At 66.6% G+C, this 647-nt stretch carries 1 protein-coding gene; it reads left to right on the top strand.

Annotation, left to right across the window (positions count from 1 at the left end; genetic code table 11):
* Positions 1–647, top strand: a 647-nt coding sequence (locus DB032_RS11070; protein ID WP_146176785.1) for a dipeptide/oligopeptide/nickel ABC transporter ATP-binding protein, incomplete at both ends; no start/stop codon positions are given.

Raw genomic sequence — 647 nt, 5'->3', positions numbered from 1 at the left:
GCTGGCCTGCCGCCCGCACCTGGACCGGCGGCCGCAACGGCTGGCGGTGATCGACGACTTCCTGCAGCCGGGCGGCTATGTGGAACCGCCGCAGCGCGAGCGCGGCTACCGGGACGACGATGAAATCATCCTGGACGTGCGCGGGCTGAGCAAATCCTTCGATGTGCGCGAAGGCTTGTTCGGCAAACGCCAGTTCCACGCGGTCAAGGACGTGTCCTTTAAATTGGCCAAGGGCAAAACCCTGGGCATCGTCGGCGAATCCGGCTCCGGCAAGACCACGGTGGGGCTGACCCTGGTGCGGCTGCACCAGGCCAGCGGCGGCCAGGCGCTGTTCCACGGCCAGGACCTGCTGGGCATGGACGCCAAGGCCTTCCACGCTTACAAGCGGCGCATCCAGATCATCTTCCAGAACCCCTACGCCTCGCTGAACCCGCGCTTCACCGTGGAGCAGATCCTGAGCGAACCGATGCAGCTGCACGGCATCGGCCGCGACGGCGGCGAGCGGCGCAAGCTGGCGCAGGAACTGCTGGACAAGGTGGGGATGCCGGCCGGAGCGCTGCAGAAATACCCGCATGAATTCTCCGGCGGCCAGCGTCAGCGCATCGCGATCGCGCGCTGCCTGACCTTGAAGCCGGAAGTGCTGATCT

Origin of the sequence: Chromobacterium sp. Panama (genome assembly GCF_003052555.1) — a bacterium.
Lineage (GTDB): Bacteria > Pseudomonadota > Gammaproteobacteria > Burkholderiales > Chromobacteriaceae > Chromobacterium.
This window is presented reverse-complemented; position numbering and strand designations above follow the sequence as displayed.